This window comes from Agromyces sp. NPDC058136 (assembly GCF_042884375.1).
Classification (GTDB): domain Bacteria; phylum Actinomycetota; class Actinomycetes; order Actinomycetales; family Microbacteriaceae; genus Agromyces.
Window position 1 is genome coordinate 257,442 of sequence record NZ_JBHVUA010000001.1, and the last position, 25,102, is coordinate 282,543.

23 protein-coding genes are annotated in these 25,102 nt (G+C 71.6%); 8 read left to right on the forward strand and 15 right to left on the reverse strand.

Annotated elements, in window-relative coordinates:
• Positions 1 to 65: 65 nt before the first annotated feature.
• Together ACFVTX_RS01210 and ACFVTX_RS01215 are read right to left on the reverse strand one after the other, a co-directional pair.
• Positions 66 to 1,247 (reverse strand): branched-chain amino acid ABC transporter substrate-binding protein, encoded by a 1,182-nt coding sequence (locus tag ACFVTX_RS01210; RefSeq protein WP_386897339.1) that lies wholly within the window; start codon positions 1,245 to 1,247, stop codon positions 66 to 68.
• A gap of 182 nt (positions 1,248 to 1,429) precedes the next feature.
• A complete protein-coding gene (locus ACFVTX_RS01215; RefSeq protein WP_386897340.1) occupies positions 1,430 to 2,095 on the reverse strand; it encodes a GntR family transcriptional regulator in 666 nt (221 codons plus the stop codon).
• Between the two features lie 203 nt (positions 2,096 to 2,298).
• Between ACFVTX_RS01215 and ACFVTX_RS01220 the strand changes: the two genes are divergently transcribed.
• Entirely contained in the window at positions 2,299 to 3,522 is a 1,224-nt protein-coding gene (locus ACFVTX_RS01220; protein WP_386897341.1) for a glutamate--cysteine ligase, read from the forward strand.
• A gap of 28 nt (positions 3,523 to 3,550) precedes the next feature.
• Here ACFVTX_RS01220 and ffh read toward each other — a convergent pair whose 3' ends face one another.
• From ffh to ftsY, 3 genes are all read right to left on the reverse strand, one after another.
• A complete protein-coding gene (ffh, locus tag ACFVTX_RS01225; protein ID WP_386897343.1) occupies positions 3,551 to 5,131 on the reverse strand; it encodes a signal recognition particle protein in 1,581 nt (526 codons plus the stop codon).
• Positions 5,132 to 5,194: 63 nt separating this feature from the next.
• A complete protein-coding gene (locus ACFVTX_RS01230) occupies positions 5,195 to 5,683 on the reverse strand; it encodes a DUF2004 domain-containing protein (RefSeq protein WP_386897345.1) in 489 nt (162 codons plus the stop codon).
• Between the two features lie 33 nt (positions 5,684 to 5,716).
• Entirely contained in the window at positions 5,717 to 6,592 is an 876-nt protein-coding gene (gene ftsY, locus ACFVTX_RS01235; RefSeq protein WP_386897347.1) for a signal recognition particle-docking protein FtsY, read from the reverse strand.
• 75 nt (positions 6,593 to 6,667) lie between these two features.
• Between ftsY and ACFVTX_RS01240 the strand changes: the two genes are divergently transcribed.
• From ACFVTX_RS01240 to ACFVTX_RS01250, 3 genes are all read left to right on the forward strand, one after another.
• Positions 6,668 to 7,291 carry a hypothetical protein gene (locus ACFVTX_RS01240; protein WP_386897349.1) on the forward strand — a complete coding sequence of 208 codons (624 nt, stop codon included), beginning with the start codon at positions 6,668 to 6,670 and terminating at the stop codon, positions 7,289 to 7,291.
• Between the two features lie 177 nt (positions 7,292 to 7,468).
• On the forward strand, positions 7,469 to 8,437 hold the full coding sequence (locus ACFVTX_RS01245; RefSeq protein WP_386897351.1) for a TIGR03885 family FMN-dependent LLM class oxidoreductase: 969 nt from the start codon (positions 7,469 to 7,471) through the stop codon (positions 8,435 to 8,437).
• Entirely contained in the window at positions 8,434 to 10,095 is a 1,662-nt protein-coding gene (locus ACFVTX_RS01250; protein ID WP_386897353.1) for an alpha-amylase family protein, read from the forward strand. Before ACFVTX_RS01245 ends, ACFVTX_RS01250 begins: the two co-directional genes overlap by 4 nt.
• A gap of 13 nt (positions 10,096 to 10,108) precedes the next feature.
• On the opposite strand, the gene smc is transcribed toward ACFVTX_RS01250, so the two are convergent.
• Positions 10,109 to 13,633 (reverse strand): chromosome segregation protein SMC, encoded by a 3,525-nt coding sequence (gene smc / locus ACFVTX_RS01255; RefSeq protein ID WP_386897355.1) that lies wholly within the window; start codon positions 13,631 to 13,633, stop codon positions 10,109 to 10,111.
• A 161-nt stretch (positions 13,634 to 13,794) separates the two neighbouring features.
• Between smc and ACFVTX_RS01260 the strand changes: the two genes are divergently transcribed.
• Complete coding sequence (locus ACFVTX_RS01260) at positions 13,795 to 14,865, forward strand: GNAT family N-acetyltransferase (protein ID WP_386897357.1); 1,071 nt, start codon at positions 13,795 to 13,797, stop codon at positions 14,863 to 14,865.
• 9 nt (positions 14,866 to 14,874) lie between these two features.
• On the opposite strand, the gene ACFVTX_RS01265 is transcribed toward ACFVTX_RS01260, so the two are convergent.
• Positions 14,875 to 15,507: a TetR/AcrR family transcriptional regulator gene (locus ACFVTX_RS01265; protein WP_386897359.1), complete on the reverse strand. Its 633-nt coding sequence runs from the start codon at positions 15,505 to 15,507 to the stop codon at positions 14,875 to 14,877.
• Between the two features lie 105 nt (positions 15,508 to 15,612).
• Between ACFVTX_RS01265 and ACFVTX_RS01270 the strand changes: the two genes are divergently transcribed.
• The 3 genes from ACFVTX_RS01270 (at position 15,613) to ACFVTX_RS01280 (ending at position 17,261) form a co-directional block, all read left to right on the forward strand.
• Positions 15,613 to 16,170: a dihydrofolate reductase family protein gene (locus ACFVTX_RS01270; protein ID WP_386897361.1), complete on the forward strand. Its 558-nt coding sequence runs from the start codon at positions 15,613 to 15,615 to the stop codon at positions 16,168 to 16,170.
• 99 nt (positions 16,171 to 16,269) lie between these two features.
• Positions 16,270 to 16,695, forward strand: coding sequence for a hypothetical protein (locus ACFVTX_RS01275; RefSeq protein WP_386897363.1), 426 nt, complete (start codon positions 16,270 to 16,272; stop codon positions 16,693 to 16,695).
• 104 nt (positions 16,696 to 16,799) lie between these two features.
• Complete coding sequence (locus ACFVTX_RS01280) at positions 16,800 to 17,261, forward strand: hypothetical protein (RefSeq protein ID WP_386897365.1); 462 nt, start codon at positions 16,800 to 16,802, stop codon at positions 17,259 to 17,261.
• Between the two features lie 79 nt (positions 17,262 to 17,340).
• On the opposite strand, the gene mutM is transcribed toward ACFVTX_RS01280, so the two are convergent.
• The 8 genes from mutM to coaD all read right to left on the reverse strand — a co-directional run bounded on the left by mutM (position 17,341) and on the right by coaD (position 25,090).
• Positions 17,341 to 18,252, reverse strand: a complete 912-nt coding sequence (gene mutM / locus ACFVTX_RS01285; protein WP_386897367.1) for a bifunctional DNA-formamidopyrimidine glycosylase/DNA-(apurinic or apyrimidinic site) lyase — start codon at positions 18,250 to 18,252, stop codon at positions 17,341 to 17,343.
• A gap of 13 nt (positions 18,253 to 18,265) precedes the next feature.
• The gene (gene rnc / locus ACFVTX_RS01290) at positions 18,266 to 18,931 is read right to left on the reverse strand and encodes a ribonuclease III (RefSeq protein ID WP_386898723.1); all 666 of its coding nucleotides are present in this window, start codon (positions 18,929 to 18,931) and stop codon (positions 18,266 to 18,268) included.
• A gap of 91 nt (positions 18,932 to 19,022) precedes the next feature.
• Complete coding sequence (gene rpmF / locus ACFVTX_RS01295) at positions 19,023 to 19,226, reverse strand: 50S ribosomal protein L32 (protein WP_022887809.1); 204 nt, start codon at positions 19,224 to 19,226, stop codon at positions 19,023 to 19,025.
• 2 nt (positions 19,227 to 19,228) lie between these two features.
• On the reverse strand, positions 19,229 to 19,798 hold the full coding sequence (locus ACFVTX_RS01300) for a YceD family protein (RefSeq protein WP_386897369.1): 570 nt from the start codon (positions 19,796 to 19,798) through the stop codon (positions 19,229 to 19,231).
• Between the two features lie 11 nt (positions 19,799 to 19,809).
• Positions 19,810 to 22,185 carry a transglutaminaseTgpA domain-containing protein gene (locus tag ACFVTX_RS01305; RefSeq protein ID WP_386897371.1) on the reverse strand — a complete coding sequence of 792 codons (2,376 nt, stop codon included), beginning with the start codon at positions 22,183 to 22,185 and terminating at the stop codon, positions 19,810 to 19,812.
• 4 nt (positions 22,186 to 22,189) lie between these two features.
• A complete protein-coding gene (locus ACFVTX_RS01310; RefSeq protein WP_386897373.1) occupies positions 22,190 to 23,569 on the reverse strand; it encodes a DUF58 domain-containing protein in 1,380 nt (459 codons plus the stop codon).
• A gap of 1 nt (position 23,570) precedes the next feature.
• A complete protein-coding gene (locus ACFVTX_RS01315; protein WP_386898724.1) occupies positions 23,571 to 24,545 on the reverse strand; it encodes an AAA family ATPase in 975 nt (324 codons plus the stop codon).
• A gap of 53 nt (positions 24,546 to 24,598) precedes the next feature.
• The gene (coaD, locus tag ACFVTX_RS01320; RefSeq protein WP_386897375.1) at positions 24,599 to 25,090 is read right to left on the reverse strand and encodes a pantetheine-phosphate adenylyltransferase; all 492 of its coding nucleotides are present in this window, start codon (positions 25,088 to 25,090) and stop codon (positions 24,599 to 24,601) included.
• Between the last annotated feature and the right edge of the window lie 12 nt (positions 25,091 to 25,102).

Here is a 25,102-nt window from a genome sequence, read left to right on the forward strand (position 1 = left end):
ACGGTGGTGCGGCTCCTTCCGAGGGCCGGTGCGGGGTGCGGGCTCGTGGCCCGCACCCCGTCGGGTCATCCCTGGAGGTCGTCCTTCAGGACGAACGCGCCGGTCGCGGGATCGATCGAGACGATCACGAAACCGCCGCCCGAGAGCGTGTGGTTCTCGGTGAAGGTGAGCGGGCCGGCGAAGGTCTCGAAGCCGTCGAGGGCTTCGAGGGCTTCGACGACCGCGTCGAACTCGGTGCTGCCGGCGTCCTCGATCGCCTGGGCCATCACGCGCACTGCGTCGTAGGACTGCGTCGAGTACGGCCCGGGGGCGGCGCCGGCGAGCTCCGTGTACGCGGCGATCCAGTCGTCGGCGCCCTCGATCATGTCGGGCGTCTGGGTGAAGGTGCCGACGACGTTGTCGGTGTAGCCTGCGCCCGCGATCTCGGCGAACTTCGCGTCGACCGAGCCGTCGCCGACGAGGAACGCGCCGCCGAAGCCCGCGTCGCTCGACTGCCGGGCGATGAGGCCGCCCTCCTGGTAGTAGCCGGTCCAGTAGACGAGCTGCGGCTGGGCGTCGGCGAGCTGGGTGGCGACCGAGGAGTAGTCGTTCTCGCCGGGGGTGACGGTGGCTTCGAAGGCGATCTCGAGGCCGGCCTCACCGGCCTGCTCGACGAAGGATGCCGCGAGGTCGGCGGAGTACGCGGTGGCGTCGTCGATCGCGGCCACGCTCGTGGCGCCGATCTGCTCGGCGTACTGCACGGCGGCGGCGGCCTGCTGGGTGCCGGTGCCGTTGATGAGGAAGACGCCGGGGAGGCCCTCTTCGACGAGCGAGTTCGCGTTGGCGGCCGGGATCACCATCGGGATGCCCGCCTCGTCGAAGATCGGCAGGGTCGGCAGGGTCGCACCCGAGCAGTACCCGCCGACCGAGGCGACGATGCCGTCGGTGACGAGCTTGTTGGCGCCGGCGACGGCGGTGGTGGCGTCGCAGGCGTCGTCTTCGACGACGAGCTCGATCTCGCGGCCGAGCACGCCGCCGTCGGCGTTGATCTCGTCGACGGCGAGCTGGGCGCCGTTCTCCATGTAGGCGCCGAACGCCGACTCGCTGCCCGAGAACGGGGCGAGCATGCCGAACTTGATGGGGCCGGATGCTTCGGCCTCGTCGCCGCCTCCGCCGAGGCCGCCCGAGCAGCCGGTCATGACGAGCAGCAGGCTCGCTGCGGCGGCGAGTTGCAGGGTGCGCGCGCGGCGCCGGGTTCCGTGGGACATCGATTCTCCTTATGCGACGGTGCATGGGTCAGAATGCGTGTCACGTGTGACATGTCACTCTGCGGTACGTGACATATTACTGCCGCGAACGACGCACGCAAGCCGTGCGACCCAACCGTTACCGAAGGCCCCCGGCATGGGCGGGACGGCTCGGACGGCGCCTCATCGGGCGCCGAACGGGCTCAGGCCTCGTCCTGCCCGCTCCACAGCCCCGCGACGTGCCCGACGTGGCGGCGCATGAGCGCCTCGGCGCCCGGCCCGTCGCCCTCGACGAGCAGTCGCACGAGTTCGGCGTGCTCGAGCGACGACGCCACGAGCGCGTCGCTCTCGGCGAGGTTCACGAGCCCGACCAGGCGGGTCTGCTGGCGCAGCTCGCCCACGAGCCGCACGAGGTGACGGTTGCCGGTGAGCTCGAGCAGCGTCAGGTGGAAGGCAGTGTCCGCTTCGAGGTAGTCCTCGAAGCGCCCCTCCCGGCCCGCCGCGACGATCTCGGCCGCGAGCTCCTCGAGCCGCGCGACGGTCTCAGCGGGCACATTCCCCGCGAGCTTCCGCAGCGGCGGCGCCTCGAGGAGCGCCCGCACCTCGCCGAGCTCGCGCAGTTCGTCGAGCGAGATCTCGGTCACCATGAAGCCGCGGTTGCGGATCGGGCTGAGGAACCCCCGACGCGCCAGGTTCAGCATGGCCTCGCGCACCGGGGTGGCGCTCACGCCGAACTCGGTCGCGAGCGTCGGCACGGTGAGCACGGTGCCGGGGGCGAACTCGCCGGCGACGATCCGCGAGGAGAGGGTACGCTCGACCTGTTCGCGCAGGCTCTGCACCTCGAGCAGCCGAATCGGTTCGGGGCTCATCGGGTACCTGCGTGGCGATGCGTCATGCGCCACATCGTACTCCTGCTCTCCCGCGCCGCCCCGCAGGCCCGCCCTCGCACGCCGCCCGTGTCATCCTGCGCCGCCCGTGTCATCCCGCGTCGCACCGACGATGCACGCCGCATCGCATGCGAAGATTGCCGCACGGGCCCCGCCCCCGGAGCGCGACCCCGAGGAAGGCCGCCATGGCGATCGAATTCGCGCAGTCCCCCCGCTCGACGGTCGGTCTCGAGTGGGAGATCGCGATCGTCGATCGCGCCACCGGCGAGCTCGCCTCGATCGGCGACCGTGTGCTCGGCCTCCTCGACGAGCGCAGCCCGGGCGGCAAGCACCCCTCGATCACCTCCGAACTGCTCACCAACACGGTCGAGCTCGTCAGCGGCGTGCACGAGACCGTCGCCGGGGCCGTGCGCGACCTCGAACAGCAGCTCGCCGAGGTGCGCGCCGTCATCGACGAGCTCGGCGACTACGAGCTCATCTGCAGCGGCTCGCACCCGTACAGCCAGTGGTACGACCAGCACCTCACCGACAAGCCGAGGTACCACAAGCTCATCGAGCGCACCCGCTGGTGGGGGCGCAACATGATGATCTGGGGCGTGCACGTCCACGTCGGCATCGACGACCGCGACAAGGCGCTGCCGATTCTCGACGGGCTCCTCGCCTACCTGCCGCACCTGCTCGCGCTCAGCGCCTCGAGCCCGTTCTGGGCGGGGGTCGACACGGGCTACGCCTCGAACCGGGCCCTCATGTTCCAGCAGCTGCCGACCGCGGGCCTGCCCTACGCGCTCGCCGACTGGGCCGCCTACGAGCGCTATGTCGGCGACCTCGTGCGCACGGGCATCGTGGAGGACCACAGCGAGGTGCGCTGGGACATCCGCCCCTCGCCGCGGTGGGGCACCGTCGAGGTGCGCGTCTGCGACGGCGTGTCGACCGCCGCCGAGATCGCCGCGATCGGCGCCCTCGTGCAGAGCCTCGTCGAGTGGATGTCGACGCGCCTCGACGAGGGCGAGACGCTCACGGTGCTGCAGCCCTGGTACGTGCGCGAGAACAAGTGGCGCGCGGCCCGCTACGGCCTCGCCGCCGAGGTCATCACGGATGTCTCGGGCACCGAGAAGCCCGTCGCCGACGACCTGCGCGAACTCCTCACGACCCTCGCTCCGGTGGCCGAGCGGCTCGGTTGCGCCGTCGAGCTCCAGAGCATCCGCGCGACGCTCGACGCCGGGGCGAGCGCGCAGCGGCAGCTCGAGGTGGCACAGGCGGCCGGCGGCGACCTCACGGCCGTCGTCGCGCACCTCGCCCGCGAGCTGCGCGGCGAGGTCGAGGGCGCCGCGGGAACCACGGCCGGCACGGCCGGCACGGGCACCGCAGCCGCCGGGAACGGCGGCGAGCACGAGGCATCCAGCGAGTGAATGCGGGCGCCCGCCGCGCCTCAGTCGCTCAGCGGCCGCCGAGCATCTTCTGCATCGCGGCGAGGTCGGCCTCGCTCGGCGCACCGCCCTTCTTGGCGCCGAGGCCGAAGCCCGAACCGCTCGGCGCGCCCTGCCCCGCGGGGGTGACGCCCGAGGCGATGGCCTCGTTCTCGGCGGCGCGCTTCGCGGGGTTGCCCGAACGCGAACCGCCGCCCTTCTTCTTGTTCTTCGCCGCCTGGCGCTTGCCGCCGCCGTAGCCGCCGGCGCCCGGGATCGGGCCCATGCCGGGGATCTGCGGCACGCCGCCGCGCGCGACGGTCTTCATCATCTTCGCGGCCTGCTCGAAGCGCTGCACGAGCTGGTTGACGTCGGTGACCGTCATGCCCGAGCCCTTCGCGATGCGCAGGCGTCGCGATCCGTTCAGGAGCTTCGTGTTCTTGCGCTCGGCCGGGGTCATCGACTGGATGATCGCCTCGGTGCGCACGATCTCGCGCTCGTCGAAGTTCTCGAGCTGCTGCTTCATGCCGCCCGCGCCGGGGAGCATGCCGAGCATCTTCTTGATCGAGCCGGCGCCGCGCAGCTGCTGCATCTGGCCGAGGAAGTCGTCGAGGGTGAACTGCTCGGTCGCGAGCTTCTCGGCGACCTTCAGCGCCTCTTCCTCGTCGAAGGCCTGCTGGGCCTGCTCGATGAGGGTGAGGATGTCACCGAGGTCGAGGATGCGGCTCGCCATGCGGTCGGGGTGGAACGGCTCGAAGTCGTCGAGGCCCTCACCGGTCGACGCGAAGATGATCGGGCGACCCGTCACCGAGGCGACGGAGAGCGCGGCGCCGCCGCGGGCGTCGCCGTCGAGCTTCGAGAGCACGACGCCGGTGAAGTCGACGCCCTCCTGGAAGGCCTTCGCCGTGGTCACGGCGTCCTGACCGATCATGGCGTCGATGACGAAGAGCACCTCGTCGGGGTTCGTCGCCTTGCGGATGTTCGAGGCCTGCTTCATCATCTCGGCGTCGACGCCGAGGCGGCCGGCGGTGTCGATGATGACGACGTCGTGCTGCGCGCGACGCGCCTGCTCGACACCGGCCTTCGCGACCTTGACGGGGTCGCCGACGCCGTTGCCCGGCTCGGGCGCGAAGACGGGCACGCCCGCCTGCGAGCCGACGACCTGCAGCTGGTTGACGGCGTTCGGGCGCTGGAGGTCGCTCGCGACGAGCAGCGGCGTGTGCCCCTCTTTCGCGAGATGCTTCGCGAGCTTGCCCGCGAGCGTCGTCTTGCCTGCGCCCTGGAGGCCCGCGAGCATGATGACGGTCGGCGGGTTCTTCGCGAACTGCAGACGACGCTGCTGGCCGCCGAGGATGGCGACGAGCTCCTCGTTGACGATCTGCACGACCTGCTGGGCCGGGTTCAGCGCCTTGTTGACCTCGTCGCCGAGCGCACGCTCGCGCACGTGCCCCGTGAACTGCTTGACCACGTCGAGCGAGACGTCGGCGTCGAGCAGGGCACGACGGATCTCGCGGACGGTGCCGTCGACGTCGGAGGCCGAGAGCTTGCCCTTGGTGCGGAGGTTCTTGAAGGTCTCCGCGAGGCGGTCAGACAGGTTTCCGAAGGTAGCCATGGTGCCTTCGATTCTAGGCGAGCCGGATGCCTCCCGCTGCGCGGGCGACGGCCGCCCGTCGTGTCAGCCCTCGAAGCGGACGTCGACGATCTCGCGCTCGAGATCGATGGACGCGACGAGCCGCTCGTCGGTCTCGTCGGGCGCAAGGGCGTACTCGAACTCGGCGAAGGCGTCGCCCGGCTCGTCGGCGTCGGGGCGGAGGTCGACCCGGACGAGGCTCATCGAGCGGAGCGCGTCGACCTGACGGTCGCCCGACTCGCGGCCGATCGCGGCCTCGATGTCGTCGGCCTGCTCGAGCTCGGGGTCGAGAACGGTGTCGAGGTATTTCACGATCGGCGAGCTCTTGGAGTCGAGCTGGCTGACGAACGACTGCCGCAGCTCGTCGTCGGCGAGCTCGAGCTCGCCGACGAGGGTCGCCGCGACGTCGAGGGCGGTGAGCTCGACGTCGTCGCCGTCGGTGTCGAGCACGACCTCGACGCGCTGGTCGGCGTATTCGACGGTCTCCGACCAGTAGTCGCCGACGAGGCCGAAGTAGTCGTGTTCGATGGCCATGAGGGCTCCTGTCCTGCGCGCGGGTGCGCTGCGCTATCCGACGAGTTTCTGGGCGAAGACGTGGGGCGTGAAGCCGGTGAGGTCGCCGATGCCCTCGCCCTGGCCGATGAGCTTGATCGGCAGGCCCGTCTTCTCCTGCACGGCGAGCACGAAGCCGCCCTTGGCGCTGCCGTCGAGCTTCGTGAGCACGAGCCCGGTCACTCCCCCGTGCTCGATGAACGCCTCGGCCTGCGCGAGGCCGTTCTGCCCCGTGGTGGCGTCGAGCACGAGCAGCACCTCGCTGATGGGGGCCTGCTTCTCGACGACGCGGCGGATCTTGCCGAGCTCGTCCATGAGCCCGCCCTTCGTGTGCAGGCGCCCTGCGGTGTCGATGATGACGATCTCGGTGCCGTCGCGCTTGGCCTGGTCGACGGTCTGGAACGCGACCGAGGCCGGGTCCTGGCCCTCGCGCTCGGGGCGCACGATGCCGACGCCCGCGCGTTCGGCCCAGGTCGCGAGCTGGTCGACCGCCGCGGCGCGGAACGTATCGGCCGCGCCGACCACGACCGAGCGGTCGTAGCTGCGGAGGAACCGGGCGAACTTGCCGATCGTCGTGGTCTTGCCGACGCCGTTGACGCCGACGACGAGCACGACCGCGGGCCGCTCGGTGAGCTTCAGGGTGGGGTCGTACTTCGCGAGGCGCTCCTCGACGACCTCGCGCAGCATCCGCTGCACGTCCTTCGGGTCGGTGGTCTTGTACCGCTCGACCTGCGCGCGGATGTGCTCGACGATCTCCTCGGTGACCGCCGGGCCGAAATCGGCGCGGATGAGCGCGGACTCGAGATCGTCCCAGGTGTCGTCGTCGATGGTCTTCGCGCCGAACACCCCGCGGAGGGCGGCGCCGAGCGACCAGGATGCGCGTTCTGCCATGCGTACAGCCTGCCATGCCTCCGGGGGCCCGGGAGGACCGGCGGGGCCGCATCGCGCCTGCAATAGGCTCGGCGCGTGGCCTTCCGACTCGTGCTCGACGACTCCCGCCCGCTCCTCGACCACGACGTCCCGAGCAGCCCAGGCCCGCTGTCCCGCCAGATCGCCGCGCTGCGCGCCGACTATGGTCGGGCCTCGCGCCTCCTCCTCGGCACCGCGGCGGCGCTCGTACTCGGCATCGCGATCTTCGTCGTGTGCGGCCTCGTCGGCGCGATCGGCCTCGCGAGCCCCTTCGCCGTCATCGCCGCGCTGCTGTTCATCGCGATCGGGGCGGGAGCCTCCTGGCTGCTGATCTCGCTCCATCGCAGCGGCCGCCGGCTCTCGATCGCGCTCGCCGACCGGCTCACCGCCGCGCACGAGGGCGGCGACTCGCTCGGCGACGTCATCCTCGCCCGGACCTTCGTGTTCGAGCCCTTCGTGTTCTGGCGCATCGCCGCGGCCTCGATCGCCCTGCTGTTCGGCATCATGCTCGGATCCATGGCCTTCGCCCCGACCGAAGGCGACGCGGCGGTCCGCATCGCCGTCGGCGCGATCGGCGTGCTCCTGATCGTCGTCGGGTGCGGCGTCTTCGGCGGCGTGTTCCGCGTGAACCGCGCGCACGCCCGCCGCGACCCCGTGCAGCGGCGCATCCTGGGCGGCTGAGCCGGCCGAGTCGGCGCGCCGGTGCCTGCGCCGCGAGCTCGACCGGGTGGCGTCCCGCATCCGAGGCCATCGCGATCGCGGCCCTGCGCTCGGGCGGTACACGGCTGCGGGCGGTCGTGCAAGGGGTTGCCCGCCCCGCGCGTGCGGAGGAGTCTCTGGACGTCGGAGGGAGCACCGATGACCACGGTGGGTTTCCACGCCTCGCACGAGCAGATGCCGCCGCGCCTCCTGCTGGAAGCCGTCGCGCGCGCCGAGCAGGCGGGCTTCACCGCCGCGATGTGCAGCGACCACTTCGCGCCCTGGAGTGTCAGGCAGGGGCACTCGGGCTACGCCTGGAGCTGGCTCGGCGCCGCCCTGCAGGCCACCCGATTCTCGCTCGGCGTCGTGACGGCGCCAGGGCAGCGCTACCACCCGGCCGTCACCGCGCAGAAGGTCGCGACGCTCGCCGAGATGTTCCCAGGCAGGTTCTGGGCGGCGCTCGGCAGCGGCGAGGCGATCAACGAGCACATCACGGGCGACCGTTGGCCGCCGAAGGACGAGCGGGACGCCCGCCTGCTCGAATCGGTCGAGGTCATGCGCCGGCTGCTCGCGGGCGAGGAGGTGACCGCCGACGGGAGGATCCGCGTCGATCGGGCCCGGCTGTGGAGCCGCCCCGCCGTCCCGCCGGAGCTCTTCGCCGCCGCGGTGAGCCCGGACACCGCACACGCCGCGGCGAGCTGGGCAGACGGGGTGATCACCGTCGACCAGCCCCGCGACGCGCTGCGCGAGTTCATCGACGCCTACCGCGGCTCGGGTGGTCGCGGACAGGTCGCCGTGCAGGTGCACCTGAGCTGGGCGGGCACCGATGACGAGGCGCTCGCGATCGCCCACGAGCAGTGGCGGCAGAGCCTGGTGCCGGCGCACCTCGCCTGGGAGCTCGACCGGCCGGAGGACTTCGACGCCCGGACCGCCGAGGCGACCCCCACGCAGGTCGCTGAGACGCTGCTCGTCTCGGCCGATCCCTCGCGCCACCTCGACCATCTCCTGGGCATCGCCTCGCTCGGGGTCGACCGGATCTACCTGCACCACGTCGGTACCGAGCAGACGAGATTCATCGAGGTGTTCGGCGAGCGCGTCGTGCCCGAGCTCGAGGCGGTCTCGACATGAGGATCACCGACCGGAGCGATCTCTGGTGGAAGACGGCCGTCGTCTACTGCCTCGACGTCGAGACCTACATGGACTGGAACGACGACGGCTCGGGCGACTTCGAGGGCCTCGCCCATCGTCTCGACCACCTCGCGGAGCTCGGCGTCACCTGCATCTGGCTGATGCCCTTCCAGCCGACCCCCGATCGCGACGACGGGTACGACATCACCGACTTCCTCGGGGTCGATCGGCGCCTCGGGTCGCTCGGCGACGTCGCGGAGTTCACCCGCACGGCGCGCGATCGCGGCATGCGCGTGATCATCGACTTCGTCATGAACCACACCTCGGAGCGGCATCCGTGGTTCACGGCGGCACGGCGCAGCCGCACCTCGCCGTTCCGCGACTGGTACGTGTGGCGGGACGACCCGCCGAAAACGGCCAACGTGGTGTTCCCCGGCGAGGAGGACTCGATCTGGGAGTTCGACGAGCGCACCGAGCAGTACTACCTGCACAGCTTCTATCGGCACCAGCCCGACCTCAACATCGCGAACCCGGCGGTGCGCGACGAGATCGCGCGCACGCTCGGCTTCTGGCTGGAGCTCGGGATCTCGGGGTTCCGGGTCGACGCGGTGCCGTTCCTGATCGAGCCTCCCGAGGGCGTCGACATCGGCGATCCGCACGAACTCCTCCGCGATCTCCGCCGGTTCCTGCAGCGTCGTTCGAGCGAGGCGGTGCTGCTCGGCGAGGTGAATCTGCCCTACGAGCAGCAGCTCGACTTCTTCGGCCGCACCGGCGACGCGGCCGAGCTCACGATGCAGTTCGACTTCCTCGGGATGCAGGCGCTCTACCTCTCGCTCGCGCGAGAGGACGCCCGCCCGCTGGCCGAGTCGCTCGCGAAGCGGCCCGCGCTCGAGCCCGAGGCGCAGTGGGCGAACTTCGTGCGCAACCACGACGAGCTCACGCTCGACAAGCTCTCCGAAGCCGAGCGCGAGGAGGTCTTCGATGCGTTCGCCCCTGAGGAGTGGATGCGCGTCTACGATCGGGGCATCGTGCGCCGGCTGCCGACGATGCTCGACGGCGATCCGCGTCGCATCCGCCTCGTCTACAGCCTGCTCTTCTCGCTGCCCGGCACGCCCGTGCTGTTCTACGGCGAGGAGATCGGCATGGGCGAGAACGGGGCGCAGGCGGGCCGTCAGGCGGTGCGCACGCCCATGCAGTGGACGAACGAGCGGAACGGCGGGTTCTCGAGGATCGCGCCGTCCCGGCTCGTCGCCACGCCGCCGAGCGACGGGTACTCCCCCGAGCACGTGAACGTCGAGGCGCAGATGCACGACCCCGACTCGCTGCTCACGTTCATCAAGCAGCTCGCGACGCGGTACCGGAGTTCTCCCGAGATCGGCTGGGGCGAGCTCGATGTGCTGGCCACCGGGCAGGACGCGGTGCTCGCCCACCGCATCACCGCCGACGTCGGACGGTTCGTCGCGGTGCACAACTTCGCACCGACGCCCACGCTCGTGCCCCTGGAGTTCGGAGAGGTCGCCCCCGAATCGGTGCTCTCCGACCTGTTCGCGGCCGACACCTTCCCGATCGACGAGCGCGGGCGCATCGAGGTGCACCTCGATGCGTACGGATACCGCTGGTTCCGGATCGTCGAGCCGGACGACCGCCGGCTCACGTGAGCGACGGCCCGGTTCAGCTCGCGCGCGCCTCGGGCTCGCGCTCCTCGCGCACCCGCTGCCCGACGACCGCCGAGACGCCGTCCTGGCGCATCGAGACGCCGTAGAGGGCGTCGGCGATCTCCATCGTGCGCTTCTGGTGCGTGATGACGATGAGCTGGCTCGCGTCCCGCAGGCTCTCGAAGGTCGTGAGCAGGCGCCCGAGGTTCGCGTCGTCGAGCGCGGCCTCGACCTCGTCCATGATGTAGAACGGGCTGGGGCGCGCCTTGAAGATCGCCATGAGCAGCGCGACGGCCGCGAGCGAGCGCTCGCCGCCCGAGAGGAGCGACAGCCGTTCGATCTTCTTGCCGGCGGGCTTCACGCTCACCTCGATGCCCGTGGTGAGCATGTCGTCGGGGTTCGTCAGCGAGATGCTGCCCGTGCCGCCCGGGAACAGCACCGGGAACACCTCGGCGAACGCCTCCTTCGTGTCGTCGAACGCGCTGCGGAAGATCGACTCCATGCGCCCGTCGATCTCCTCGATGATCGTGAGCAGGTCTTTGCGGGTGTTCGCGAGGTCGGTGAGCTGCTCACTGAGGAACTGGTGCCGCTGCTCGAGCGCCGCGAACTCCTCGAGGGCGAGCGGGTTGACCCGGCCGAGCTGGGCGAGCTTGCGCTCGGCGCCCGCGAGGCGGCGCTGCTGCTCCTCCTTGCGGAAGGGGCGGGGCTCGCCCTCCTCGTCCTCGGCGGGGATGAGTTCGTCGGGGCCGTACTCGGCGACGAGCACCTGCTCGTCGAGCCCGAGCTCGGACTCGGCGCGTTCGACGAGCCCGGTGACGTGCAGCTTCTTCTCGTAGATGCGCAGTTCGAGGCCGTGCACGTCTTCGGTGACGGAGTGCAGGCGCTCGCGAACGGCGGCCTCCTCGCGGCGCACCGCCTGGAGCTCTTCGTTGCGGCTCGAGCGTTCGGCCTCCGCGCGCCCGAGGGCGACGCGCGCCTCGGCGACGGAGGCGTCGACCGAGGTGAGCGCGGGCGGCAGCGCTTCGGCGACCCGGCGGGCGGCGGTGAGCTGCGCGCGACGGATGACGGCGCGGCGGGCCGTCTCGACGGCAGCCTGGCGCTCGGCGTCGTACTGGGCCTCCATCGCGCGGATGCGGGCCTCCTCGGCGCGGACGCGCTCCTTCGCGGTCTCGAGGCGCAGCTTCGCCTCGACCTCGGCTTCGCGGGCGCGTTCGACGGTCGCGAGCGCCGCCTCGCGCACCGAGACGTCGAGCACCGGGCGCGGCACGGCGCGGGCGGCTTCGAGCGCCTCCTTCGCCGTCGTGGCGGACTGCTCGGCCTCGGCGACGCGTTCCTCGGCGTTCGTCGCGGCCTGCCCGAGACGCTCCGACTCGGCTTCGGCGGCCTCGACCTGCACGCGGGCGCGGTTCAGGCGTTCGGTGCGCTGCGCGAGCTGCGCGTCGAACTCGCGGAGCGCCGCGAGGGCGCGCTTGGACTGCTCTTTGGATGCCTCGACGAGCTGGCGCTGCTCGGCGAGCTCGAACCGGCTGCGCTCGATCTCGCCGCGCACCTCCTCGAGGCGGGCTGCGGCGCGGTCGCGTTCGGCGATGAGCTCGATGCGGCTCTGCTTGCGGCCCGAACCGCCGCGCACGACGTAGCGGCCGATGACGGTGCCGTCGCGGGTGATCACGGTCGCGGGGCCGGATGCCTCGGCGAGCGCCGGCTCGGCGGCCCGCGCCGCGGCGAGGTCGTCGGCGATGAACACCTCGGCGAGGAGTCCCCGCACGCCGGGCGGGGCGGTGACGACGGAGGCCGCTGCGGTGAGCCCGCCGACCGTCGGCACGGTGCCGGGGTCGGTGCCGGGCTCGGCGACGGCGAGCGCGACGCGACCGAGCTCGCCGGATTCGGCGCGATCGAGCGCCCGGTAGGCGGCGTCGCGGTCGTCGACGAGCACGGCGTCGGCGAGCGAGCCGAGGGCCGCGGCGATCGCGGCCTCGTAGCCGGGTTCGACCTGCATAGACTCGGCGAGGAGGCCGCGCACACCGGCGACGCCCGCGGCGACGAGGGCGGCCGAGCCGTCCTTCTGGTCGAGGGCGAGCGAGAGCGCCTGCGTGCGGGCGCTGAGCGCCCCCTGCTCGCGTTCGCGGCCGTGGAGCTCTTCGCGGATGCGCTCGATCTCGGCCTCGGCCTCGAACACGGCGCCCTGCGCGAGCTCGTAAGCCTCGTCGAGGTCGGTCTCGGCGGTCTGCTCGTCGCCTGCGGCGGCCTCGGCCTCGGCGAGCGCGGCGGCGGCCTGCGCGCGGCGGGCGGCGGAGGCCTCGAGGGCGTTCGCGTGGCGGAGCACCTCGCCGCGAACGGCGGCGAGCTTCGAGGCGGCCGTGTCGGCCTGCCCGGTGAGCTTCGAGAGTTCGAGGTCGTACGCGGAGACGAGCGCCGACTGCCGGGCGATGCCCTCGTCGACGGTGTCGAGCTCGGCGCGGGTACGCATGGTCGCCTCGTGCGCCTCGTCGAGGGCGGATGCCGCGGTGCCGATGCCGTCGCGGAGCCCCTCGAGCTCGGTCACGGCGCCGTCGATCATCTCGCGGGTGACGCTCGGCGAGGCATCCTGTTCGTCGGAGGCGCCCTCGAGGAGCGCGATGCGCTGGCGAGCGAGCGAATCGAGCGAACGCAGGCGCGACTGCGCCTGCTCGAGGGCGAAGCTCGTCGAGCGGGCGCGGTCGACGTCGTCGCCGCCCTGCGCCTCCTCGAGGCGGGTGACCTTCGCCTGGTGCTGTTCGAGGCGCTCCTGCAGCACGAGGCGTTCGGCGTGGCGTTCGTGCTCGCTCCTGCCGTGCTCGTCGAGCGCGCGGCGGAGGCCGACGACCTCGTCGGCGAGGAGGCGCGCCTTCGCGTCGCGCACGACCGCGGCGATCGTGGCGGCCTCGCGGGCGACCTCGGCCTGACGGCCGAGCGGCTTCAGCTGCCGTCGGATCTCGCCGGCGAGGTCGGAGAGCCGGGTGAGGTTCGTCTGCATCGCGTCGAGCTTGCGCAGCGTCTTCTCTTTGCGACGTCGGTGCTTGAGGATGCCGGCGGCCTCCTCGATGAAGCCGCGCCGGTCCTCGGGGGTCGCGCGCAGCACCTGGTCGAGCTGGCCCTGCCCGACGATGACGTGCATCTCGCGGCCGAGACCCGAGTCGCTGAGGAGCTCCTGCACGTCGAGGAGGCGGCACTGGTCGCCGTTGATCGCGTACTCGCTGTTGCCGTTGCGGAACAGGGTGCGCGAGATCGTGACCTCGCTGTACTCGATCGGGAGGGCGCCGTCGCTGTTGTCGATCGTGAGGCTCACCTCTGCGCGGCCGAGCGGCCCCCGCGTCGAGGTGCCGGCGAAGATGACGTCCTCCATCTTGCCGCCGCGGAGCGTCTTCGCGCCCTGTTCGCCCATCACCCAAGCGAGGGCGTCGACGACGTTGGACTTGCCCGAGCCGTTGGGGCCGACGATGCAGGTCACGCCGGGTTCGAACGCGAAGGTCGTCGGCTGCGCGAAGGACTTGAAGCCCTTGAGCGTGAGGCTCTTCAGATACACGCTCCACCCTCTCCCGCCGCTTGAACGCTGCGGACTACGGTAGCCGAGGTTCGGCCCCGATCCGCGCACGCGCGCCGTTCCCTCGGGATTCCACGCTTGTCGCCGCGCCCGACGCTCGGTAGTCTGGGCGGCTGCCCGCAGCATCCGAGAGGAGCCGTGCGATGAATGTCGAGATCCGCCGCGTCACGCTGCCCGAGCGACTCGGCACGCCCGAGGCCGTCGAGTTCGAGCGCTACGCCGCCCTCGCGATCGACATCGAGGTCGAGCGCTGGGGCGACGACCGCTTCGCCTATACGCCCGCCGAGATGCTCGCGATGTACCGCGACGACGACTACGAGGTGAAACGCGCCTTCGCCGCGTGGGACGGCGAGCGCTGCGTCGGCCGCGCCATCGCCTGGGGCGAGCGGGATGCCGCCGCCGAGAGCGGCATCGCCATCGTCGAGGTCGCCCCCGACCACCGTCGACAGGGCGTCGGCAGCAGGCTCCTCGAGCACGCCGAGGGGTGGTTCGCCGAACTCGGCCGGCGCCGCAACACCGGGTGGATCGACTTCCCGCTCGCGGCGTTCGACCACCCCGGCCCGAGGCTCCACGCACCCGACGGCGACGCCTCCCTCCCCGCCGAGCTGCCCGCGGTGCGTTTCGCGCTCGCGCACGGCTACGTGCTCGCCCAGCTCGAACGCGCGAGCGTGCTCGAGATCTCGGGGCGGGCCGACGAGTTCCGCGCCGCCGCCGAGCGGGCCGAGGCCGAGGCATCCGACTACCGCATCACCGGCTGGATCGACCAGGTGCCCGACGGGCTCGTCGACAGCTACGCGGCGGCCCGCGCCCGCATGGTGCTCGACGTGCCGGCCGGCGGCCTCGACCTCGACCCCGAGATCTGGGACGCCGAGCGCGTGCGGGTCCACGAGCAGCACTCCACCCGCGGCGGCCGCACCCTGCTCGTCGCCGCCGCCGTGGCACCCGACGGATCGATCGCCGGGTACACCGAGCTCGAGCTGCCGCCCGAGAAGACCATCGCCTACCAGTCCGACACGCTCGTCGTCGCCGCGCACCGCGGCCACGGCCTCGGCATGCGCGTGAAGCTCGCCAACCTCGTGCGCCTCGCCGAGCTCGCACCCGACCGCACCGCCGTCTACACGTGGAACGCCGACGAGAACGAGCACATGCTCGCCATCAACCTCGCGCTCGGCTTCGAGCAGCACGGCTTCGGGGCGGAGTTCCAGCGCGGGTGATCCGGCCGATCAACCGTCGGTTCGCGCGCCGTACCTCGCCACGACGGTCAGCGTCGCCTCGTCCACGACGCGGCGCATCTCCGCGTCGCTCAGCGCCCAGCCGCCGTGGATCAGTCGTGGCCAGAAGACGACGGTCGAGATCATGCCGAGGAACTGCGCGGACGCCGTGTCGGGGTCGTCGACGACCCCGGTCCCCTTGGCGCTCGCGGTGACGAAGCAGCGCCGGACCGCCGCGAACAGCGGCAGCGTTCCGAAGTCGAAGACCCGTTCCCGGAGCTCGGGGAACCGCGACGACTCGGCGATCACCGCGCGGATCAGGTCGGTCATCCCCGGCCGGTTCAGGAGCTCCACATAGGCGAGGCCCAATGCGGTCAGGTTCGCGCGGAAGTCACCCGCCGGAGCATCCTCGAAGGCGCCGTCGGGCGAGCCGGCCTCGGCGAGCACCATCGCCTCGAAGAGCTCGGCCTTCGTCGGGAACTGCTTGAACAACGTCGCCTTGGAGACGCCGGCGCGCTCGGCGACGCGTGCCAGCGAGGTGCGGTCGTAGCCGTGCTCGAGGAACAGCTCCTTGGCGGCGGCGAGGATCGTCGCCCGGTTGGTCTCGGCGACCCGGCGGTGATAGCTCGACAGCTCGCGTGGCATGCCGCAAGTATCGCATAGAGGTGAGCCCATTGACTCACCATTCCAGAAGGACTACCGTCTGGTAGAGGCGAGCCAACCGACTCACCTCTCGCGAAGGAGCTGAACATGGCCAAGCTCATCTATTCGATGATCACCTCGCTCGACGGCTACGCCGAAGCCGCCGAGGGCGACCTCGGCAGGGCCGCGGAGGACGAGGAGGTGCACACCTTCATCGGTGACGCGTTCCGCGACGTCGGCACCTTCCTCTACGGCCGGCGGATGTACGAGACCATGGTCTTCTGGGAGACCGTGCAGGACGAGCCCGAGGTGCCGCCGCACATCCTGCAGTACGCGAACGACTGGAGAGCCGCGGAGAAGGTCGTCTACTCGACGACCCTGGAGTCGGTCTCGAGCGCGAGGACCCGCATCGAGCGGAGCTTCGACCCGGAGGCGATCAGGCGGCTCAAGGCCGAGTCCGACCACGATCTCTCGGTGGACGGCCCCAACCTCGCGGCCCAGGCCATCAGGGCCGGCCTGGTCGACGAGTACCACCTCTTCATCACCACGAGCGTGGTCGGCGGCGGCAAGCGCTTCTTCCCCGACGGCGTCCGCCTCGACCTCGAACTCGTCGAGCACCGCTCGTTCCCCTCGGGGCTGATCTCCGCGCGCTACCGAGCCCGATGAGCCGGGCTCAGCGCCGCCGCTGAACGACTGAGCTCGCCCATACGCTCGTTGCGGCGCAACGCGCCGGCTGTCCAAGCTCCGAGAAGACACGGGAGAAGAATGATCACCACTGCCGAGATCGCCCGACGGACCGAGGGCGACCGCCTGCCGCTGCTCACCCTCGACGAGTTCTTCGACGACAACACGGCTGAGGATTCGCTCGCCCCGAATCAGTGGGGCTACGGTCGACCGCCACTGGCCGAGATCCTGCGCCGTCTTCGAGAGGCCGAGCAAACCCCCGACGTCGCCTGGGTGCGTGTCGGGCTGCACTGGGACACCGAGGTCGACGAAGAGGACGGTGACGTGTGCGCCGAATCGATCCTCATTGCGACCACGGCGCCCGCATCCGAGCTGGAGGCCCGGCTCGAGACCGAGTCGTTGCAGAGCGACGGGATCATCGAGTCGGATGCGGCATCGCTCGAGGACTACTGCGGCATCCCCGCCGTGTCCGGTCACGAGCGCATCGTGTTCCTGGTGTGGGACTGACTGCTCCCGCACCGGTTCGTCGCCCGTGCTCGATAGGGTGGCCCCATGCTTCACCTCGACGACCCCGATGAGGCCGCGACCGGATCCGGAGCGGAGGATTCCGCATGGGCATCTTCCTGAAGATCACCTCCCAGTCCGAGGGCGGCGCCTCCGCACATGAAGCGGAGAAGAACCAGCGAATCCTCGACGAGATCCTCGCCGGCCTCCTGGACTACCACTGGCAGGACGGGATCGCGCCCCGGCTTCGGACGCTCGACAACCGGTACAGCCACATCGCGATCAGCATCTTCCTGAGGCTGTTCAGGCCCGAGAGCGTCGAGGCGAACAACCATCGTTCCTACGCGCGGTACTTCGCTCGGGACGACCGGCTCGTGATCGACCAGGTGCTCGTGACCGCCGACTACGCAGCACTCACCGTCGATGAGGCGCGCCGGCTCATGTCGTCGCAGATTCGTGAGCAGATGGAAGCCATGTATCGAACGCGATTCCAGGACTTCGACGCCGAGGCCTTCATCCCGATGCTGCGGTCGCGTTTCGACGACATCGAGGCCGGGCTCGAGAGATGAGCGACGACTTCCGCACCCGGCGCCGCGCGGCGCCCAAGACGGCAAAGCTGCGCGGCAATCGCCGCCCGGCGAAGCAGCCCTAGACGCGCCGCCGCTGGCACTTCGGGCAGCGGTGCGATGAGCGGTTCATGAAGGGCTCGCGCACCATCGCCGTACCGCAGCGCGGGCAGGGCTTGCCCGCCCGCCCGTAGGCGTTGAGGGAGTGCTCGAAGTAACCCGACGCGCCGTTGACGTTGACGTACTGGGCGTCGAAGCTCGTGCCGCCCTCGGTGAGGGCGCGGCCGAGCACATCGCGCACGGCGCCGAGGAGTTCGCGCACCCGACGGGAGCTCAACGACGAGGCCGGCTGCTCGGGGTGCAGGCGCACCGCCCACAGCGACTCGTCGGCGTAGATGTTGCCGATGCCGCTCACGACGCCCTGGTCGAGCAGCACCCGTTTGATGCCCATCGCACGCCGCCCGAGCTGCGCCGCGAACGCCGCGTCGGAGAAGGCGGGGTCGAGCGGGTCGCGGGCGATGTGCGACACCTGGCTCGGGATGCTCCGCGCCCACCCACCCGTCGCCTCGCCCGAGTAGCCGGCGATCTCGCCGTCGGCGGTCGGCTGCATGCGGTCGACCGCGAGCGAGCCGAAGATGCGCTGGTCGACGAAGTCGACGCGCAGCTCGCCGTGCTCGGGGTGGTCGAGGTGCAGGCGGACCCGCGAGTGCCGGTCGTCTCCGGGATGGTCGGGCGTGCGCAGCAGCATCTGCCCGCTCATGCCGAGGTGGCCGACGATGGCGCGCGCATCGCCCATCGGCAGCCACAGGAACTTGCCGCGGCGCACGGCCGCGTCGATGCGCGCCCCCGTCACGAGTCGCTCGAAGTCTCCCATGACGGGGTCGTGCCGCTTCAGCGAACGACGGTCGAGCACCTCGACGGCGGAGACGAGCGCACCCGTGACGGCCGGCGCGAGGCCGGCACGGACGACCTCGACCTCGGGGAGCTCGGGCAACGCCTGCCCGCCCTCAGCCGGCGCCGTTGAGCTTCGTCCAGGCCTCGAGCGCGGCGGCCATCTCGGCCTGCTTCTTGCTCGAACCCTCGCCCGACGCCTCGACGAGGTCGCCGACCGTGACGGTCGCGACGAAGTGCTTGTTGTGGTCGGGGCCCGACTCGGCGACCGAGTACGACGGTGCGGGCGCACTGCGGCGCGCCGCGATCTCCTGCAGGCTCGTCTTCGGGTCCATGGCGGCACCGAAACGCTCGGGATCCTGCATCAACGGGGTGATGAGACGCAGCACGAGCGCGGTCGCGGTGTCGCCGCCGGCGTCGAGGTAGACGGCGCCGATGATCGCCTCGACGGTGTCGGCGAGGATCGACGGCTTGTCGGCCCCACCGGTCATCGTCTCGCCGCGGCCCAGTCGGATGTACGAGCCGACGCCGATCGTGCGACCGACCTCGGCCAGCGCGACACTCGACACGAGGCTGGCACGCCGCTTCGCGAGCTCACCCTCTTCGAGTTCGGGGTGGTCGCGGAACAGCTTCACCGTGACGGCCTGCCCGAGGATCGAATCGCCGAGGAACTCGAGCCGTTCGTTCGTCGGGATGCCGCCGTTCTCGTACGCGAACGACCGGTGCGTGAGCGCGAGCAGGAGCAGGGCCGGATCGATCTCGACCTGCAGCGTTCGCTGCAGTTCGTCGAGGTGGCGATCTTCGAGCGCAGTGCGCCCGTTCCCCGTGTGCTCCGTTCGCGTCACGACCGGTCGTCGGTGCGTCTCTGGCTGACTAGACGTCAGCGACCTTGCGGCCCTTGTACTCGAGGAAGAGCGGGGTGCCCGCGGAGTCCTCGACGACCTTCGCGCGGTGCGGGAGGCTGTAGGTGACCTTGCCGTTCTCGACGGTCTTGACGAGCGTGGGGACCTCGGCCTTCCACTGCGAACGGCGCGCGTGGGTGTTGGCGCGTGACTTCTTCCGCTTGGGAACAGCCATGACTATCTCTCTTCTCTCTGCTGGTCGGCGCCGGAAATCGGTTCCGGACCGTTGTCTTCGGAAGCCTGGAACCCCGCGAGCGCGGCCCAACGAGGATCGCTGTGCGGAGGGGTGACGAGTTCCGGATGATCGGCCAACCGGACGCCGGTCTCGGGGTCGAGACCAGGGCAATCAGGTCGGCACACCGGCTGAAACGGCAGTGCCAGCACTACCGCATCTCGGATGAGTGGTTCAAGATCCACGTGGTCGTCTTGAACCTCATACTCGATGGCTTCCCCGCCATGATACCCGAAGAGTTCTTGGAACTCGACTTGGACGGGCTGGGCGAGTTCGATCAGGCATCGCCCGCACTCGCCCTCCGCGGTCGCGTCGACCTCGGCGGTGACGAGGATTCCCTCGTGCACCGACTCGAGCCGGACGTCGAGCTCGATCGTCGATTCGGCCTTCACGGCGATGAGCCCCTCACCGAACTGCTCGAGCGAGGGGGCGCTGATGCGCTCTTCGCGCATCTCGCCGGGACGGTTGACGAGATCGCGCACGTTCAGGTCGAACACGGAATGCTTGGTGGCCACGATCGACGATTCTACGCGTCGACGGGTGAGCGTTCGCCGTACGTCGGCCGCGCGCGGTCGATCAGCGAACGCGGGGCGAGCACCGCCCGCCATCTGACGGGGAGCGACTCCCCCTCTGCGAGCGCGCCGCGCACCGTCGCGAGCGCCGCGATGAGCGGCTCGGATGCCTCGGGCGCGCCCTCCCCCGCAGCACCGGGGCCGTAGCGCTCGCGCTCGACGGCGTCGCGAAGTCGGGTCAGCGCGGCCCGCGCGTCCGCCGCCTCCGCGACCGCTTCGGCCTCGGCCCCCTCCTCCGCCCGCGCCTCGGGCGCGAAACCCTCGCGCTCCGCGAGCAGCGCCGCCGTCGCGCGCGGGGTCGCCGCGGGATCGACGCGGACCCCGAGATCGCGGGCGGTCGCGAGCAGCTCGTCCCACGCGGCATCCGCGGGCCGTTCACCGCGTGCGATGCGGCGGTGCCGCACCCCCCGCTGCCAGGTGCGGAACGCGGCCGGGGCGAGGAGGAGGCCCGCGACGAGGAGCAGCAGCACACCGCCGCGCAACCACCACGAGTCGCCCGCCGCGCTCGAACCGCTCGCGCCCGTGAGATTGCGATCGGGGTCGAGCTCGGGTCGACCGCTCGCCGGGGCGGTCGCACTGCTCGACGGCGACACCGGCGACGACTCCGCCGACCCGGCGCCCGGCCGCGAGTACTCGGGCACGGTGCCGCGGCTCGGGGTCGGTTCGAACGGCACCCAGCCGACGCCCTCGAAGTAGAGTTCGGGCCACGCGTGGAGGTCGTGCGAGTCGACCTCGACCCGCTGCACGCCCTCGACCCGCTCCTGCGTCGGCGTCCCGGAGGTGTAGCCCACCGAGATCCGCGAGGGGATCCCGACCTCCCGCGCGAGCACCGCCATCGTCGAGGCGAAGTGCACGCAGTAGCCCGAACGCTCCTCGAGGAACTCGGCGATCACCTCGAAGCCGCCGCCGTCGTAGCCCGCCTCGACCGGCGCCTCCGTCGAGTACTCGAAGTCGATCCCGCGGAGGTACGACTGGATCGCGACCGCCGCGTCGTACTGCGTCGCCGCACTGCCCGCAACGGCCGTCGCGGTGTCGCCGATGATGGGCGGGGCGTCGTCGGGCAGTTCGAGGTAGCGGTCGAACTCCTCGCCGGCGCGGCCGCCCGCCGCCCGCAGCTGCGCGGGGGTCGGGTCGACCTCGAGCCACGTCGCGGTGTAGCGCTGCCCGCCCGTGTCGGCGTCGACGCTGCGCACGGTCAGCGAGTCGTCGCTCCAGAACCACGAGCCGTTGAGCCCCTCGACCTGCCGCGTCGGGTACGGCAGGGGCAGCCAGGTGGTGCGCACCTCGTCGACGATGACGTCGATGGGATGCTCCGTGGCGGCGACGTCCTCGTCGAGCCCCTGCGGCTTCGGCAGCGCGTCGACGGTGTTGTCGGCGTCGACCGGCTGCTCGGTGACGCCCCAGGCCGCACCTTCGAAGCGGTCGAGGGTGAGCACCGTGAAGTACGGCCGGTCGTTGTCGCGGGCGAAGTAGTGGAACGCCGGCCGCGGCTCGGGCCGGCGGAGGTCTCGACCGAGGTCGATGAACGGGCTGACGCCGCGCGCGAAGCTCGTCGACGACGCGCCGGAGCCGAGCAGCAGGCTCGACGAGATGCTCGGCGTCGAGGCGGTCAGCACCGACGCCGTGAGCAGGCCCACCACGGTGAGGCCGAGCGTGGCGCCGAGGCTCGACACCATCGGCACCCTGGCGGGCGGGATGACGGTGGTGCCGCCGGTCTCGTCGGCGCGCTCGGCGGCGGCGAGCATCGCGCGGCGTCTCGCGCGCACGTCGATGCGGAGGAGCAGCAGATACGCGGCCGCCGAGAACACGAGCGTCGGCACCTCGGCGCCGGCCTCGATGAGGAACCCGGGGATGAGGATCGGCACGAGCGCGGGAGCCGCCGCCAACGCGGGCATGCGGACGGTCTGCACGAGCACGTCCGTGGAGATCGCGAGGATGCCGACGCCGACCGCGAGCACGAAGTTCAGCGGCGGCACGGGGATCGCCGGCACCGACTGCTGCTGGATGGTGCGCTGCGCGCCCTCGAACAGCTCGCCGAACAGGCCGAAGGTGTCGACCGTCGGCACGATGAGCGCGAAACTCGTCGACCCGCCGAAGAGCAGCGTGAGCAGGAGGACGAGCACCACGATCTCGAGCACCGGCACGAGCGACGCGGGCACCCGCACCGCCCGGAGCCCGGCGCCCCCGAACAGGACGCCGGCGGCGACGAACGCGCAGAGCCACCACCACCCGCTGCCCGAGATGAGCGGGCCGAGCGCCATCGTCGCGACCGCGAGCAGGAGGAAGCTCGCCGCCGTGAGTGCGAGTCGTTGGCCGCGGGTGAGCGGCATCGGGTCAGGATGCATCGTTCGGCCGTTCCGCGATCCCGGCCCAGGCGTCGCCGATCGCCGCCGCTCGGCGTACCCGCACGACCCGCCAGTCGGCCGCCTCGAGCGCGTCGACGACGCGCACCGCGACGCCCTCGCCGACGAAGGCGACGGCGGGCTCGAACACGGGCCGGAGCGAGACGAGTGTCGCGGCATCGTGTTCGTCGGGCTCGACGAGCACGGCGAAGCCCGGCATCCGCGCCTCACGGGCTCGCACCTCGCCACGGCCGAGGCCCGCAGCCGGGCGGCCGCCTCGAGCCGGCCTGCCCTCGGCACGCCCGCCCTCGCCCGGCGCGGCGTCGCCCGATCGCTCGCCGCCGACGGGCGGGTCGAGCCGGGCGAGGTCCTCGAGGAGCAGCCCGTCGCCGCCGGGCAGCCGATACGTGCCGGGCGAGCCTTCGGCGACCCCGCCGCGGCCGGGGTCGCCGAGCGGGTCGCAGCGCACCCGGAACCCGCGCTCGAGCAGGTGCACGCCGATCGAGGCCGCCACCTCGACCCCGAGTTCGAAACCCAGGTGCACGCGGTCGGCCCACTCGAGCCGCTGGCCTCCGGCGCGCGCCCGCCCGGAGAGCGTCGTGTCGAGGAGGATCCGCACCTCGGGGTCGCCGCGCTGCTCCTCTTCGCGCACCATCAGCTCACCGCGGCGCGCGGTCGCCGGCCAGTTCACCCGGCGCAGCGGGTCGCCGTAGCGGTACTCGCGGGCGATCAGCTCGTCGGAATTCGGGTGGGCCCGCCGCTGCAGGCCGTGCAGCACGCCGTCGACGCTCGCCGCCGAGCCGAGCGCGCGCTCGAGCGGGGTCACCCGCGGGGTGACGACGAGCTCGTGCCGCGGGCCGGCGTCGCGGTCGATGCGGGCCAGCCCGAAGGGGTCGGCGACCCCGATCCGCATCGGTCCGACGCCGAAGACGCCGCGCCGGGGCATCCGCATGCGGTACTCGAGCCGCACCGTGTCGTCGCCCGAGGGCAGCACGCTCTCGTACGGGCCCAGGGTGGGCAGCACCGCCTCCGGCGGGGTGTCGATGCCCTCGGGCGCGTGGTCGCGCCAGTGCGCGCCGTCGAGGGTGCGCCGTGAACGGTTGCGCACCGCGATCGCGACGCGCGTCGAAGTGCCCGCGGCGACGACCGGCGGCGAGAAGCGGCGGGTCACCCCGAGGCGGGGCTTCCGCAGCGCGACGAAGAGCGCCGCGACCCCCGGCATCGCGATGCCGACGAACGCGAGCAACATGACGTCGCGCAGGTCGAACCAGAGCGAGACGGCAAGGAGGACCACCCCGACGACGAGCAGCGCCCCGCCGCGCCGCGTCAACCGCGGCCAGGCCGCGGTGCGGAGGGAGCGGGAGCGGTGCATGTCAGTTCCTTCGTGCGCTGCCGACCGGAACCGGCGTCTCCCCCACGATGCGTCGGACGATGGCGTCGATCAGCGGGCCCGCGTCGCGGTCGTGCGCGCCGAGCGCGCGGCTCGTGGGCACCAGGCGGTGCGCGAGCACGGGCACCGCGAGCGCGTCGATGTCGTCGGGCAGCACGAAGTCACGGCCGTGCATGGCGGCGTGCGCCTTCGCGGCGCGCACGAGCTGCAGGGTCGCGCGAGGACTCGCGCCGAGCCGCAACTGGCGATCCTCCCGCGTGGCGCGGGCGAGCTCGACCGCGTACTCCTGCACCGGCTGCGAGGTGAAGACGTGGTGGACCGCGGCGATCATCGCGCGGAGCTCCCCGAGCGACACCACCGCGTCGAGGGCGTCGAACGGGCTCGACGTCTCGCGCGTCGTGAGCATCGCGAGCTCGTCGGCCGACGCCGGGTAGCCCATGGAGATGCGCGCCATGAATCGGTCGCGCTGCGCCTCGGGCAGCGGGTAGGTGCCCTCCATCTCGACGGGGTTCTGCGTCGCGACGACGGTGAACGGCGGGTCGAGCCGGTAGGTGGTGCCGTCGGCGGTGACCTGTCGCTCCTCCATGCACTCGAGGAGGGCGGACTGCGTCTTCGGGCTCGCCCGGTTGATCTCGTCGCCGATGACGAGGTTCGCGAAGACCGGGCCGCGCTTGAACTCGAAACGCCGGCTCGACTGGTCGAAGACCGAGACGCCGGTCACGTCGCTCGGCAGCAGGTCGGGGGTGAACTGGATGCGGCTGACGCTCGCGTCGACCGATCGGGCGAGTGCCTTCGCGAGCATCGTCTTGCCGACGCCCGGCACGTCCTCGATGAGCAGGTGCCCCTCGGCGAGGAGGACGGTGAGCGCCGCGGTGACCGCGTCGCGCTTGCCGGCGATGACCGTCTCGACGTTCGCCACGATGGCGGCGGCGAGCGAGCCGACCTCGTCGATGCCCATGGTCGCGGCGCGCGCCGCCGTCACCGACCCGCTCGCACCCGCGACCTCGCCGCTCATGGCGTCATCGCCACCTTGAGGTAGTCGGCGACCGCGGCCGGCACGTAGGGGGCGACATCGCCGCCGAGCGAGGCGACCTGCCGCACGAGCGAGCTCGACACGTGCGCGTTCGCCGGGTCGGGCAGCAGGAACACCGTCTCGACGCCCGCGAGGTGGCGGTTGACGATCGCCATCGGCGTCTCGTAGGCGACGTCGAGCTGCGAGCGGATGCCCTTGACGAGCACCGAGGCGCCGACGTCGGTGCAGTAGTCGACGAGGAGCCCCATGCTCCAGGCCGCGACGACGATGCGCCCCTCGATGCCGGCGTCCGCGATCGACTGCTCGATGAGCGCGACCCGCTGCGCGATGGGCAGCAGCGCCGACTTGTCGGGGTTGTGCACGACGACGACGTGCAGCTCGTCGTAGAGGCCCGCGGCACGGGCGATCACGTCGAGGTGACCGCGGGTGACGGGGTCGAACGATCCGGGGACGACGGCGATCCGCTGCATACGCAACAGCGT